Source organism: Endozoicomonas sp. PH6C (assembly GCF_059322965.1).
The window spans coordinates 1,018,517-1,033,261 of the sequence record NZ_CP185342.1; the positions used below are offsets into that span (position 1 = coordinate 1,018,517).

The 14,745-nt window shown below is 48.0% G+C and carries 8 protein-coding genes; all 8 read right to left on the reverse strand.

What is annotated here, in order from left to right; genetic code table 11:
• Window positions 1-60 precede the first annotated feature (60 nt).
• Entirely contained in the window at window positions 61-1,857 is a 1,797-nt protein-coding gene (locus ACOMG9_RS04105; RefSeq protein WP_494529820.1) for a hypothetical protein, read from the reverse strand.
• 141 nt (window positions 1,858-1,998) lie between these two features.
• Window positions 1,999-3,795, reverse strand: coding sequence for a hypothetical protein (locus tag ACOMG9_RS04110; RefSeq protein WP_494529821.1), 1,797 nt, complete (start codon window positions 3,793-3,795; stop codon window positions 1,999-2,001).
• 213 nt (window positions 3,796-4,008) lie between these two features.
• Entirely contained in the window at window positions 4,009-6,363 is a 2,355-nt protein-coding gene (locus tag ACOMG9_RS04115) for a hypothetical protein (RefSeq protein ID WP_448215890.1), read from the reverse strand.
• Window positions 6,364-6,561: 198 nt separating this feature from the next.
• Entirely contained in the window at window positions 6,562-6,810 is a 249-nt protein-coding gene (locus ACOMG9_RS04120) for a hypothetical protein (protein ID WP_448215891.1), read from the reverse strand.
• Between the two features lie 27 nt (window positions 6,811-6,837).
• A complete protein-coding gene (locus ACOMG9_RS04125) occupies window positions 6,838-8,787 on the reverse strand; it encodes a hypothetical protein (protein ID WP_494529822.1) in 1,950 nt (649 codons plus the stop codon).
• Window positions 8,788-8,937: 150 nt separating this feature from the next.
• Window positions 8,938-10,614, reverse strand: a complete 1,677-nt coding sequence (locus ACOMG9_RS04130) for a hypothetical protein (RefSeq protein WP_448215893.1) — start codon at window positions 10,612-10,614, stop codon at window positions 8,938-8,940.
• Between the two features lie 150 nt (window positions 10,615-10,764).
• On the reverse strand, window positions 10,765-12,858 hold the full coding sequence (locus ACOMG9_RS04135) for a hypothetical protein (RefSeq protein ID WP_448215894.1): 2,094 nt from the start codon (window positions 12,856-12,858) through the stop codon (window positions 10,765-10,767).
• 67 nt (window positions 12,859-12,925) lie between these two features.
• Complete coding sequence (locus ACOMG9_RS04140; protein ID WP_448215895.1) at window positions 12,926-14,668, reverse strand: hypothetical protein; 1,743 nt, start codon at window positions 14,666-14,668, stop codon at window positions 12,926-12,928.
• Between the last annotated feature and the right edge of the window lie 77 nt (window positions 14,669-14,745).

Genomic DNA, 14,745 nt, shown 5'->3' on the forward strand with positions numbered 1-14,745 from the left:
AAGAAAATAAGAGTGTTTTTCTGTCAAATAGTTTCTGTTAGAGATCATTGCTTTCTTGCTTTACTTTTTCGAGGGCTGAGGATCATCATCCTGATCCACATAAACAGACTTGCGCTTACGATGCGTTCTTTTGTGGTTAGCCAGGGCTCTGGCATTAATGCAAACCAATCCGCATGGCCGCTGTTGGCCATTCTCCCCGACCCATGTTAAGTGACAGGTTCGTTGTCCAGTGTGGAAGCTGCTTTTGTGGCTTGTTAGGGCTACCGCATTCTTGCAGACTGCCCCGCAAGGCTGTGGCTGGCCATTCTGCCCGATCACAGTGGCGTCACAGTTTTGTTGTTCGGTGTGGTATCTTCTTTTGTGATCCGAAAAGGCTCTGGCATTTTGGCAGACCGTTCCGCATGATCGCGGTCGGCCATCCTGACCGACCAGGGTCGCGTCACAGGTTTGTTGCCCGGTGTGGCATCTTCTTTTGTGATCCGACAAGGATTTAGCATTCTTGCAGACTATCCCGCATGGCCGCTGCTGGCCATCCTCCCCAATCACGGTTAGGTCACAGGTTTTTTGTCCGGTATGGTAATTGCTTTTGTGCTCTGAGAAGGTTTGAGCGTTTTTGCAGACCTTTCCGCATGTCCGCTGCTGGCCATCCTTCCCGATCACAGTCATTTGACAGGTTTGTTGCCCGTTGAGGTCTCTGCCCCTGCGATGCACCCGGGCCTGAGCATTTTTGCAGATGGTTCCACATGGCCGCTGTTGGCCATCCTCCCGGAACATCATTGAGTCACAGGTTTTTTGCCCGCTGTGGTATCTTCTCTTGTGAGTCGAAAGGGCTATAGCATTCTTGCAGACTTTCCTGCATGGCTGGGGCTGACCATCCTGCCCAATCACGGTTACTTCACAGGTTTGTTGTCCGGTGTGGTATCTTCTTTTGTGATCCGAGAAGGCTTTATTACTCTTGCAGACCATTCCGCATGTCCGCTGCTGACCATCCTTCCTGACCAACGTCAGGTTACAGGTTTTTTGCCCGGAGTGGTGTCTTATTCTGTGATCCGTCAGGGCTTTAGCAGTCTTGCAGACTTTCTCGCATGGCAGCTGCTGGCCATCAGTGCCGACCGATGTTAAGTGACAGGTTTTTTGTCCAGTGTGGAAGCTGCTTTTGTGAGACGCCAGGGCTCCAGCATTCTTGCAGACCACCTGGCAAGGCTGCGGTTGGCCATTCTGCCCGATTACAGTCGCGTCACAGCTTTGTTGTTCGGTGTGGTATCTTCTTTTGTGAGTCCAGAAGGCATAGACATTCTTGTATAACTTCCCACATTGGCGCAGCTGGCCATCTTCATCGACTTCTATCAGGTTACAGATTACTTGCCAGGTGGGCTGAGTTTTATCTGATCGGAATCTACAGGCGCCATGACAGGGATAGACGAAACAATTTAAGCCCAAAGTATGTGAGTGTTGTTGTGGGTCTCCTTTACCGTCACCAGATTCAGAATTCAGGAGACTGGAGACGTAGCCTGTAGCATGGGTGGTGGTTTTTGGGGCTTGATGGCGGGATGATTCTGTTGGCTGACGTTGTTGCTGCTCATGTCCCGAGCCGTGCATTATAGTGGTGGCCCCGGCAGTCAGGATCAGTTCATAAGCAATCAGAAGGTTCGTGGCATAAAGCCCTGGCCACGAAATCAACTCTGACGGGCCCGGTAACCTCAGCTGGTCAGGCTTTACAGAAAAGATCTGCTTTTGAGAACCTGTATTCTCCTCAAACGCGACAATAAAACGTCCTGTCAAAGGTTCGGCCATACACACTGCAGCAAACAACAATAGTAAGAACAGCGGTGCTGCAAAGGGTGAATATTTAATCATTCTATCCTTGCTTTGCGGGTTACAGATGGGAAAGGATAGATCATGAAATGAGCATTTTTTGCAATTTAAGATCTTCTGCAATAAACCAGAGATTTACTGGCAAAACTGAATAAAAGTGCTGATCTCAGATTGTTATTTATTTTACCTTTTGAGGGCTGGGGCATCGTCCTGTTCTCCTGCAGCTGGTTTGCGTTTTCTGTGTATTCTTTTGTGATTATCCATAGCCTTGGCATTCTTGCAGACCTTCCTGCATGTCCGATGCTGGCCATCCTCCCCAACCAATGTTATGTCGCAGGTTTGTTGCCCGCTATGATGTCTTCTTTTGTGATCCGACAGGGCTGGAGCGCTCTTGCAGACCCTCTTGCATGGCTGCTGCTGACCACCCTCCCCGACCACTGTCGCGTCACACGTTTTTTGACTTGTGTGGAATCTGCTTTTGTGCGACGAGAGGGCTCGAGCGCTCTTACAGACCTTTCCGCATGGCTGCTGCTGGCCATCCTCCCCTTCAATGTTTACGTCACAGGTTTTCTGCCCGGTGTGGTAATTGCTTTTGTGCTCTGACAAGGTTTTAGCATTCTTGCAGACCTTTTCGCATGGCCGCTGCTGGCCATCCTCTGTGACCACAGTTGCATCACAGACTTGTTGACCGGTGTGAGTACATCTTTTGTGCATCGAGAGGTCATGAGCACTCTTGCAGACCGTCCCACATGACCGCTGTTGGCCATCCCCTGTGACCACTCTTACATCGCAGACTTTTTGTCCGGAGTGGTATCTTCTTTTGTGAAACGTCAGGGTGTGAGCATTGCGGCAGACCACTCCGCATGGGAGCTGCTGGCCATCCTCTCCAACCAATGTTATGTCGCAGGTTTGTTGCCCGCTATGATGTCTTCTTTTGTGAGTCGACAGGGCTCCGCTATTCTTGCAGAGCTTCCCGCATTGGCGCAGCTTGCCATCCTCCCCGACCAATGTTAAGCAACAGGTTTGTTGTCCAGTGTGGACGCTGCTTTTGTGAACCATCAGGGCTCCAGCATTCTTGCAGACTGCCCCGCAAGGCTGCGGCTGGCCATTCTGCCCGACCACAGTCGTTTCACAGGCCTGTTGTCCGGTGTGGTATCTTCTTCTGTGAGTCGACAGTGTTCGGACATCCTTGTAGAGCTTCCCACACTGGCGCAGCTGGCCATTTTCATCGATCTCTATAACGTTACAGTTTGTCACGTTGAGCTGAGTTTTATTGGCTGTACCAGCACCCACTGACTCTGAAGGGGCCCCGATCACTAACCGGCAACGATAGCAGTGTCTATTGACCAAATGGGGGCATGAGCTTTGCTCGGTCATTTCTCTCGTGTGGACTGCCTCACGATCCGACGTTTTGCTATCGGATGAATCGGATGATGATCGTAATCTACAGGCGCCATGACAGGGATAGACGAAACAATTTAAGCCCAAAGTATGTGAGTGTTGTTCTGGGTCTCCGTTACCGTCGCCAGATTCAGAATCCTGTAGTCTGGTGACATAGCCTGAAGCACGGTTGGTAGCTTTTGGGGCTTGATGGCGGGATGATTCTGTTGGCTGACGTTGTTGCTGGTCATGTCCCGAGCCGTGCATCATAGTGGTGATGACAAACGGGTAATCCTGATTTATCTCTTGTTGCTTAATCGGGTTAAACAGCCATGAGTCCGGGTTCCAATAGTTTTTTAAATGCCAACCGACAGCGATAGCTCCTTCGGCAGGTAGCGATGAATAAGGGGTTTCACCCGCAGTGGTGGCCTTGGTGGTCAGGATCAGTTCATAAGCAATCAGAAGGTTCGTGGCATAAAGCCCTGGCCACGAAATCAACTCTGACGGGCCCGGTGACCTGAGCTGGTCAGGCTTTACAGAAAAGATCTGATTTTGAGAACCTGTATTCTCCTCAAGCGCGACAATAAAACGTCCTGTCAAAGGTTCGGCTTTACAGACGACAGAAAACAACAATAGTAAGAACAGCGGTGCTGCAAAGGGTGAATGTTTAATAATTCTATCCTTGCTTTGCGGGTTACAGATGGGAAAGGATAGATCATGAAATAAGCATGTTTTTCAATCGCAGATCTTCTGCAATAAACCAACGGTTTAATGGCAAAACTGAATAAAAGTGCTGATCTCAGATTGTTATCTTTACCTTTTGAGGGCCGGGGCATCGTCCTGTACTCCTTCAGTTGGTTTGCGTTTTCTGTGTGTTCTTTTATGAACCGACACGGCTTTAGCAGTCTTGCAGACCTTCCCGCAGGATTGCGGCTGGCCATTCTCTGTGACCAATGTCAAGCGACAGGTCTTTTGAGCGGAGTGGACGCTGTTTTTGTGAGACGCCAGGGATCCGGCATTTTTGAAGATTGCCCCGCATGGCCGCAGCCGACCATTCTGTCCGGGAACGGTCACGTCACAAGTTTGTTGCCCGGTGTGCTTTCTTCTTTTGTGATTCGTCAGGGCCACGTCATTCATGCAGATCTTTCCGCATGGTCGCGGCTGACCATCCTCCCCGACCAAGGTTTCGCTACAGGTTTTTTGTATGCTGTGGTATTGCCTTTTGTGATTCTCTATGGCTCTGGTATTGGGGCAGACCACTCCGCATGGCCGCTGCTGACCATTCTCCGTAAACACTGTTTCGTTACAGGTTTTTTGTCCGCTGTGGACTTTGTTTTTGTGATTAAGCAGAGCCAGAGCATTCTTGCAGATTTTCCCACATTGCTGCGGCTGGCCATCTTCCCCGAACACAGTCTTTTGACAGGTTTGTTGCCCTGTGTGATGTCTTTTCTTGTGATGAAACAGGGCTTGAGAATCCTTGCAGATGGTTCCACATGACCGCTGTTGGTCATTCTCCCCGACTATGATCAAGTTACAGGTTTTTTGCCCGGTGTGATACTTGGCTTTGTGAATCTGCAGGGCTTTGGCATTCTTGCAGATACTTCCACATGGACGTTGCAGACCATCCTTCCCGATTACAAGCAGGTGACAGGTTTTTTGCCCGCTGTGGTAGCAGCTTTTATGAACCGCCAGGGCTTGAGCATTCTTGCAGACTTTTCCACATGTCTGCCGCTGGCCATTCTTTCCGATGACATCCAGGTTACAGGTTTGTTGACCGGTGTGAGCAGTTCTTTTGTGATCCCTGAGGGCACGATTATTACTGCAGACCTTTCCGCACGGTTGCGGCTTGCCATCCTTCCCGACTATTGTGGTTTCGCAGGTTTTTATTCCGCTGTGGTCTCTTATTTTGTGATCCGCGAAGGCACGATTATTATTGCAGACCTTTCTGCACGGTCGTGGCTTGCCATTCTTCCCGACCAGGGTCACCTTACAGGTTTGTTGTCTGTTGTGGACCCTGCTTTTGTGAGACCACAGAGATTGAGTATTTTTGAAGGCTCTCCCGCATGGTTGTTGCTGACCATCCTTCCCAACCACCGTCAGGTAACAGTTTCTTCGCCCGGTGTGGGTATTTTTTTTGTGATTAATCAGGGCTTTAGCATTCCGGTAAACCTTCCCGCATGACAGCTGTTGACCATTTTTTCCGATCACTGTCAGGTTACAGATTGCTTGTCTGGCAGGTTCAGTTGCATCGGCTGCCTCTGAACTTATTGTGCATGCGACCCCGTCTGAGTCGACCCAATCTGCATAGTTGCAGCTGTTGATTGGGTTGCCATCAATGTCACGAGTCTGTGGCTGGTATGACAGTGAATGAAGCGGTTGGCCAAAATTGCATAAGAGTTGAGTATCAAGGATACCATTCAAATCTTCGAAAGATGAGTTTTGTTGAAAATCTTCAGTGTCTTCAGGATTAAATCGACCTAAGCAACTGAAACAGTGTCCATTGGCCAAATGATGGCACGCGCCCAGAAAGGGGGCTGCCCTTCTGTGGTTTATCCAACTTTCTATGGAATTGAGCGGCCATTCATTTGACTCTCTGCTATCGAATGATGATCTGAATCGACAAATGCCGCGACAGGTAGAGACGAAACAATTTAAACCCAAAGTATGCAGGTTTGGCTGAAGACCTTCGTCACCGTCTTCATTATCATTGTTCAGGTGGCCAGCAGCGGAAGAGCCTCTATAGTGGGTAGTTGTCTTTTGAGCTTTCTGGCAGGAAGATTCTGATGGCTGGTATTGTTGTTGGTCATCTCCAGAGCCAAACACCACAGTGATGGCGGCGCACGAATGTCTCTGACTCGCCTGTTGTTCAATGAGGTTAAACAGCGATGAATCGAGGCGCCAATAGTTTTTTAGAAGCCAGGCAACAGCAACAACCACTTCTATGAGCAGCCATGAAGAAGTCATGGCACCGAGGGCGGGACCCTTGGTGGTGAAGATCAGTTCGTAGGCAACAAGCAGCTTGGCAGTGTGGAGCCATTGCCACGAGATCGATTCAGGAAAAGTTGTTTTGACTCCGTAATTGCCAGGTTTCTGTCGTTTGCCATTAGGCGGCAAATCTGATCCTGCATTGTCGCTTGTGTCGACAACGTTTGATGGTTTTTCTGACACTGCCTGTCTTGCACACTTTATAGAAAAGCTTCGGTTTGGAAAAGTTGCATTCTGCCCAAGCTCGACAACAAAGCACCTTGTTGACTCTTCAGCCTGACAGACGACAGGAAATGAAACGAGCAGCAATAGTGATGCTGCAAAAAGTGAGTGTTTAATAACTCTATCCTTGTACTCTGCTATACAGAGAGGAAGGATAGGTTATGAAGATAAGTTTGCTTCTTCAGGTATCTGTGAATAAGTGTCAGCACTCAGAGAGGGTGTTCTGGTGATCAGGATCACTTCATAAGCAACCAGAAGATTCGTCGCATAAAGCCATTGCCAGGAAATCGACTTAATGTTGATCGTTTTTACCCTATGTCTTTGATGTCTATGTCGTTTCTTATCCGATGGCAAATCGGATTCTGAATAGTCTTTGGTATCGGTAATGACTGTGGAGATATCTGACAATACGCTCAGGTTTCGCTTTATAGAAAATTAATTCTGATCCGCATCAACAGGTTTGCGTTTTCGATGTTTTCTTTTATGATCCGAGAAGGCTTTAGCATTCTGGCAGATCGTCCAGCATTTCTGTCGCGTGCCATCCCTCCCGATTATGGTTTCCTCACAGATTTTTTTGCTACTGTGGTTCTTTCTTCTGTGATCCAACAGGGCCTGAAAACTGTTAAAAACGGATCCGCACGGCTGCTGTTGGTTATCCTTCCCGCGCACAGTCACGTCACAGGTCTTTTGCCCGGTGTGGTATTTGCATTTATGAGATGACAGAGATTCAGCGTTCTTGAAGATTTTCCCGCATGGTCGCGGCTGGCCATCTTCTCCAGTCACTGGCACAGGACAGGTCTTTTGCCCGCTGTGGAGAGTTCTTTTGTGATGCGTCAGGGCATAAGTATTTTTGAAGACCTTCCCGCATAACTGCGGTTGGCCATTTTCTCCAGCCACTACCACACCGCAGGTTCTTTGGTTAGTGTGCTCTCTTCTTTTGTGATCTGAAAGAGCATTAGCATGCTTGCAGACTCTTCCGCATGGCTGCAGTTGACCATCCACTCCGATTACGGTCTCGATACAGGTTTTTTGCCCGGTGTGGTATTTGCTTTTGTGAATCGAAAGGGCAGTAGTATTCATGCAAACCTTACAGCATGGTTGCTGCAGGCCATTCTTTGTGACCACTGTTGCGTTACAAATTTTCTGCCCGCTGAGGTTTGTGGCTTGTTCTCTGCCTGTCCGGGAAAGATGAAGTGGGTTATGACCCAATTGGGGTGATCCTGTTATTTGTTGTGTTTTTGACGCCCCCGCTGGAAGTCTGAAAGGTTTGCGGACATAGGAATTCCTGATTTTTTTGAGAAGACTATGATCACGCAGATTGAGTAAACCATTGACTATAACCAAATCATCATCAGTGACAGACAAATACTTATGCCTTGGCGCATTATCATGGAGTGGCTGGCCAGAGTTAGACTGTGCTTTCCCTGCATTCATCGAGAGGGTATGGTTGCAGCTGTTTGTCAGGTTGTCATTAACGTCATGGGGCTGAGCTTGATGCGTCTGAGGCAGAAAGGTTTCACCAGGAGTGCATTGGAATTGAAAGGAAAAGCGATCATTGAATACTTTTACAGGCGGTTTTTTTTGTGAGTCTGTAGTGTTTACAGAATCATAGTAGCCTGTGCAACTGAGACCGTGTTTAATTATCAAAGGAGGACATGAGCTTTGTCCGGGTATTGCTCCTGTAGGACCTGTTGAGCTTTTTTCGACATTCAGTGGTGATTCAGCAGGCCTTCTGCTGCTGGCTGATGATCGGAATTGACAAATGCCACGACAGGAATTTACGAAGCAATTCAGACCTAAAGTGTGAGAGTCTTGCTGAGGGTTTCTTTTACCCTCGCCAGAGTCAGAATACAGGTGATTAATGAAATAGCGCTCAGGCCGAGTGGCAGCCTCTGGGGCTTGCTGGCTGGATGATTCTAAAGGCTGGCCTTGTTGTTGGTTATGTCCAGAGCCAAACATTGTAATCATACTCGCAAACGGCTGATCCCACTGTCTCAACATAGATGCCGTCTGTTGTTCAATCGGGTTAAATAACGGTGAGTTGGGGTTCCAGTAGTTTTTTAAAAGCAAACCGACAGCGAAAGCGGCTTCTACAGGTAGCCATGAATAGGGGTTAGCTCTCAGAGGAGTGCCTCTAGTGGTGAGGATCAATTCGTAAGCAATCAGCAGGTTAGTGGTGTAAACCCATTGCCACGAAATAGACTCAATGGGGTTTGGCTTTACCCCGTAAAAGCCTGATCTGTGTCGTTTTCCATCAGGCAGCGAAGCTGATCCTGTGTAGCTGCTTGTGTCAGGAATATCTGAAGGGGTGTAAGGCGTTATAGAAAAGCTCTGGTCTGGAAAACCTCCATTCTGTTCAAACTCGACAATAAAACGGCTTGTCAACGGCTCGGCCTGACAGGCGACGGAAATAGATAGTAGAAACAACGGTGTCGAGAAGAGTGAGTATTTAATAATTCTATCCTTGGATTCTGGTTTACAAAGAGGAAGGATAGATCAAGAAAATAAGTTTGTTTTTCTGCTAAAGAGCTCTTGTTAATCCAGATTCGTATCAACAGGCTTGCGTTTTCGATGTTTTCTTTTGTGCAGTCGCAAGGCTTCAACATTCTTGCAGGCTTTTCCGCATGGTCGCTGCTGACCATCCTCTCCGATCAGGGGTTCGTCGCAGGTTTGTCGTCCGGTGTGGACCCTTTTTTTGTGATTCTTCAGGTATCGAGCATTAGTGAGGACCATTCCGCATGGTCGAAGCAGGCCATCCTCACCGATCACGGTTACGTCACAGGTTTTTTTTCTGCTGTGAAAGTGTTCTTTATGATGCATCAGGGCAATAGTATTCTTGAGGATCTTCCCGCATAGCTTAGGCTGGCCATCCTCCCCAACCATGGTAGCGTTGCAGGTTCTTTGTCCGGAGTGGTATCCGCTTTTGTGATCCGTCAGGGCTTGAGCATTTTTGCAGACTTTTCCACATGGCTGCTGCTGGCCATCTTCCCCAATCACGGTGACTTCACAGGTTTTTTGACCGGTGTGGTCTCTTCTCCTGTGATCTGACAAGGCATTATTATGCTTGCAGACCTTGCCGCATTGTCGTAGCTGACCATCCTCTCCGATCACGGTCTTAAGGCAGATTTTTTCCCCACTGTGGTAAGTGCTTTTGTGAACCGATAAAGCTGCGGCACTCCAGCAGACCTTTCCGCACAATCGCTGCTGGCCATTCTTCCCGACCACCGTTGCTTTACAGATTTTTTGCGTTATGTTGTTTTTGGCTTGCACTGTGTCTTTCTGGGAAAAATGAAGTGGGTTATGACTGAAATGGGTTGATCCCTCTGTTGTTTGTTGTGTTTCTGAAGTCTCCATTGGGGGGTTGAAATGGTCACGCATAAAGGAAATTCCTGTTTTTACGCGAAAACTGTGACAACCAAGATTGAGTAATCCATAGACTATCACCCAATCTTCAGCTGTGAGAGGTAAATGCCTGTGCATTGGCACATCATGATTGACTGAGTCGGCAGGGTCCGCATGTGCTGCTTCTGCATGCCCTGATTGTTTCGGGTTACAGTTATTTGTCGGTTTGTCATTAATGCCATAAGGAGGGCGCGGGCTTTGCCCGAATGTCATTTTTGTGCAGCCTTTCGAACTTTCTTTTAAATTCAGCAGCCATTCAGCAGCTTCTCTGCTTTCGGATGATGGTTGGAATCGACAAACACCGTGACAGGGATGGACGAAACAATTTAAACCCATAGTGTGTGAATACTGTGGTGGGTTTCCGTCACCGTCGTCAGAGTCAGAGTAGGGGCGATGAGTGAAATAGCCTGTATTCTGGATGGTAGCTTTTGGGGCTTGCTGAACGGATGATTCTGAAGGCTGGACCTGTTGTTGGTCATGTCCAGAGCCGAACAGGGTAATGATAATCGCAAACGGCTGATCCTCCTGTGGCAAGATAGATGGCGCTTGTAGTTCAATTGGGTTAAACAACGCTGAGACCGGTTTCCAATAGCTTTTTAGAAGCCAACCGACAGTGAAAACCACTTCGACAGGTGGCCATGAATGAGGGCTGCTGTCTGGAGACACTTCTTTGGTGGTGAGGATCAGTTCGTACGCAGTCATCAGATTAGTGGTGTAAATCCACTGCCACGAGATCGACTGAATTATAGAAAAGCGCTTTTTTGGAAAACTTTCATTCTGTTCAAGCTCGACAATAAATCCACTTTTCAACGGTTCAGTCTGACAGAAGACAGAAAACGAAAGCATCAACAGCGTTGTTGCAAAGAATAAGTGTTTAATAATTCTATCCTTGGATTCTGATATACAGTGAGGAAGGATAGATCAAGAAAATAAGTGTGCCTTTCTATCAAAGAGCTTCTGTTAATCCTGGTCGGCTTCAAGAGGCTTGTGTTTTCGATGCAATCTTTTGTGCTTAGACAGGGCTTTAGCATTTTTGAAGATTTTTGCGCATTGTTGCTGATGACCATCAAGCCCGACCACGGTCATGCTACAGGTTTTTTTCCCACTGTGGGCAGTGCTTTTGTGACTCGAAAGAGCGCCGACATTCTTGTAGGTTCTCCCGCATCGACGCTGCTGACCATCCTCTGCGACCATGGTCAGGTTACAGATTTTTTGTCCGCCGTGGATAGTGCTTTTGTGATTCCAGAGAGACGCAGAATTCCTGCAGGTTGTCCCGCATAGCCGCTCCTGACCATCTTCCCCGAACACGGTCAGGCCACAGATTCTTTGCCCGCTGTGAATACTGCTTTTATGAGTCGAGAGAACTGCAGCGTTCTTGCAGATTACCCCGCATGGCCGCAGCTGGCGATCTTTTCCAAGCACTTTAAATTCACAGGTTTGTTGCCGACTGTGGTTCCTTTTTTTATGGTCAGTCAGGTTTCGAGAGTGCCTGCAGACCTTCCCGCATAGTCGTTGCTGGCCATCTTCCCCGACCAGGATGAAGTCACAGATCTGCTGCCCGCTGTGGTATTGACTTTTGTGGGTGCATAAAGATTGAGCATTTTTGCAGATCTTTCCGCATGGCCGCTGACGACCATCCTCCCCGACCACGGTCACGACACAGGTTTGTTGCCCGGTGTGGTCTCTTTTTTTGTGATCCGACAGTGCTTTGGTACTCTTGCAGGGTATCCCGCATGGCCGCTTGAGGCCACCTTCTCCGATCTCGATTACGTCACAGATTTGTTGCCCGGTGTGGTTTCTCCTTTTGTGACCCAACAGAGTTTGAGCATTCTTGCAGACAGTCCCGCATGGCAGTGACTGGCCATCCTTCCCGTCCACGATCAAATCACAGATTTGTTCTCCAGTGTGGTTTCTTCTTTTGTGACTCGCCAGAGCCTGAGAATTTTTGCAGACCATCCCGCATGGCCGTTGCTGACCATCCACCCCGAGTACTCTCACGAGACAGGTTCGTTTCACGGTATGGTTTCTTTTTTCCTTAGTCGACCTGACTTGTCGGTAATGGGTCGCCCCCCCGAAAGGAAGGCAGCCCGAAGGTGAAGCCCCTGTCCATTGAGTTGTGCCCGCTTGAAAGGTGTTATGGTTTGATGCTGTGAAGTGGGAAAGGGCAGAGGCAATCCCGGTTTTTTCCACAAGGCTATGACTACCCAGATTGAGTAACCCATTGATTATGACCAAATCATCACTGTCTTCGGTTAAATGCCCATGCATTGACACATAATGATTGAGTGGCTGGGCAGGATCAGTATAACTGGCCTCTGCACTCGGTGGATAGGCATTTTCAGACGATGGTCGGAGTCGACAAATGCCATGACAGGGATAGACGAAACAATTTAAACCCAAAGTATGTCGGTTTGGCTTAGGGTCTTCGTTACCGTCAGCAGAGCCAGAATGCAGCGGGCTGGTGAAAGAGCCTGTTCGTTGGGTGATAGCATTTGCCGCCTGCTGGCCAGATAATTCTGATGACTGATAGTGTGTTGTATGTTGTCCAGGGCCAGGCATCATAGTGGTGATCATAAACGGGTCACTTTGACTCGTCTCCTGTCGTTCAATCGGCTCAAACATGGGTGATTCGGGGTTCCAATAGCTTTTTAAAAGCCAACCGGCAGCGATAACAGCTTCTACAGGTACCCATAAACAGGATAGAGGGGGCTCTCTGGTAGTCAGAATCAGTTCGAAAGCAACCAGCAGATTTTTGGCGTAAAGCCATTGCCACGAAATCGACCCAATGAGGGATGTTTTAAACCCGTAACTGAAAGGTCTGTGTCGTTTTTTATCCGATGGGAAATGAGGTTTCGCATAGCCGTTTTTGTCGGCAATGTCTGATGGGTTTCCCGACAATGTAAGCTGGTCAGGTTTTACAAAAAAGTTCTGGTTTGGAAAGTCTGTATTCTGCTCAAACTCGACAATAAAAAGTCGTGTCAACGTTTTTGCATGACAGATGACAGACAATGACAGTAACAGCAATGCTACAAACAGGTAATGTTTAATAATCAATACTTGCTTTCTGGTTTACGCAGAGGAAGGATAGATCACCACATCTGAGAGCGGGTATTATTTCAGTTCAAGGGCTGAGATCATCGTTCTGGTCCAGATTAACAGGCTTGCGTTTTCGATGTACTCTTTTGTGTTCATAAAGGCCTCCGGCATTACTAAAGACTTTCCCACATTGCCGCTGCTGGCCATCTTTCCCGATCAGAGTCTCGTAACAGGTTTTTTGCCCGCTGTGGATAGTGCTTTTGTGAGTCGACATAGCGGCAGCATTTTTGCAGATTTTCCCGCATTGACGTTGTTGACCATCCTTCCCGACCACAGTTATATAACAGGTTTTTTTTCCACTGTGTTCTCTTCTTTTGTGTTCCGCCAGGGCTTTAGTATTCTTGCAGAGCTTCCCGCATGGCCGCTGCTCGCCATCCTGCGAGACCACTGTTTCAGCACAGACTTTTTGTCTCGTGTGATATCCGTTTTTGTGAGCTGACAGAAGTGGAGCATTCTTCAAAACCATCCCGCATGGCCGCAACTGTCCATCCTCCGCGATCACGGTCATATCACAAGTTTTTTGTCCGGTGTGGTCTCTCCTTTTGTGATATGTGAGGCCTTGAACACTCTTGCAGATCAATCCGCATTTCCGCTGCTTGTTATCCTTGTCGACCACAGACACGTCACAGGTTTTTTGACCAGTATGGTTTCTGCTTTTGTGATCCGCCAGAGTCCGAGCATTCTTGCAGAGCTTCCAACATAATCGTTGCTGGCCATCTTCCAGGATCACTGTCTCGTCACAGGTTATTTGCCCGGTGCAGTCTTCTCTTTCTTGATTCGAGCTGGCTTTTTCATAATGGCAAGCCCCACCAAAAGGAAGGTAGCCCGAAGGTGAAGCCCCTGACCATTTAACTTCGTCCGTTTTAGAGGTTTCAGGATTTGATCTCGTTAATACAACCTTACCGGGTGCTTCGACAAGGCCATGATTACCCAGATTGATCAGCCAATTAATTATGACCCAATCGTCAGACTTGACAGGCGAATGCCCGGGCATTGTCAGATCATCATTCAGTTTCCGGGCAGACTCAGTACAGTTGGCCTCTGCACTTATTGAATGTGCATTATCGGATGATGATCGGAATCGACAAATGCCGTGACACGGATAGACGAAACAATTTAAATCCAAAGTATGTCGATGTGGTTGAGGATCTTCTTTACCGTCTCCAGAGTCAGAATGCACGGGGTTGATGAAAGAGCCTGAAAGTTCGCTGTTGGCTCCTGGAGCTTGCCGGACGGGTGATTCTGTTGGCTGATATTGTGGTGGGTTATGTTCAGAGGCAGTCATCATGGTGGTGATCGCAAAGGGATGATTTTGACTCACATCTTGTTGTTCTGTCGGGTTGAACAGCAGTGAATCCGGATTCCAATAGTTTTTTAAAAGCCAACCAACAGCGATAACCACTTCAAATGGCAGCCATGAATAATGGCTTGAACTTTGTGGTATGTCTCTGGTGGTGAGGATCACTTCGTGAGTAACCAGTAGATTTGTCGTATAAAGCCATTGCCACGAAATTGACTCAATTAGGGTCGTTTTTACCTCGTAACTGTCTGGTCTATGTCGTTTGTCATCCAATGGCAAATCGTGTTCAGGGTAGCTGTTTGTGTCGGCAATGTCTGATGGTTTGCTCGACGATGCAGGCCAGTCTGGGCTTATAGAAAAGTTCAGGTTTGGAAAATCTGCATTTTGTTCAAGCTCGACAATAAGGTGTCTTGTCAACGTTTTGGCCTGGGAAATGACAGACAACGACAGCAACAGCAGTGTTGCCAAGAGAGAATGTTTAATAATTCTATCTCTGCCTTTTGGTTTGAAGAGAGGAAGGATAGATCAAGAAAATAAGTGTGTTT